The organism is Syntrophomonas sp. UBA5494, from assembly GCF_002426325.1.
This window is the reverse complement of the sequence record NZ_DIPG01000139.1, coordinates 10647-11247: the sequence shown is the minus strand read 5'-3', so window position 1 is coordinate 11247 and position 601 is coordinate 10647. Positions and strand designations below refer to the sequence as shown.

Sequence of the window (601 nt, the reverse complement as noted above, 5' to 3'; positions counted from 1 at the left end):
TATGCAAAACTCTCATTTAAAAAGTTCACAATTTTATGTCGGGAAGACGGTTGGAATAAATCCATCGGCCACTTGATAATGCCCGGAGGAGAAAAAGGGGTGCTTTACTTCTCGGACCGGATGTAGTTAATATATGGTAAGGAAGTAAAATTCGGCAGGAGGGTTTGTTCATGCGCAAAACAACTATTTTTACTTTAATCTTGTGCATTTGTCTGCTCTGGTCATTCCCGGTTGGGGCGGCTGAATACTCTGATATCGGCAACCATTGGGCGGAACAGGATATAGCGAGGCTTAGCGCTCGTGGCCTGGTAAGTGGTGAAGCGGGAGGACAATTTGCTCCGGAGCAGACGATTACCAGGCAGGAAGCTATTGCCATGCTGGTCCGAATGGGCGGGCAAGGGACAACTGTCCCTGCATCCGGTGTGGCCGCTGTAAGCAAAGGCGTGAGCCCGTGGGCGGTAAATTACCTGGAGCAAGCTTTGCAGAAGGGAATTATTAATGAAAACGAACTGAGAGCCTCCGACTGGAGTGCGCCTGCAACCCGGGCGGAGATGGCGGTATGGTTAAGCAAGACCTTGCAGCTGACCCCGGTGGTAAATGA

General features: G+C 50.4%; 1 protein-coding gene. It reads left to right on the top strand.

Features of this window, described 5'->3' with window-relative positions; genetic code table 11:
* Window positions 1–170 precede the first annotated feature (170 nt).
* Window positions 171–601 (top strand): S-layer homology domain-containing protein (locus B3W37_RS15585; protein WP_483176358.1); only part of this gene is annotated, 431 nt, incomplete at its 3' end.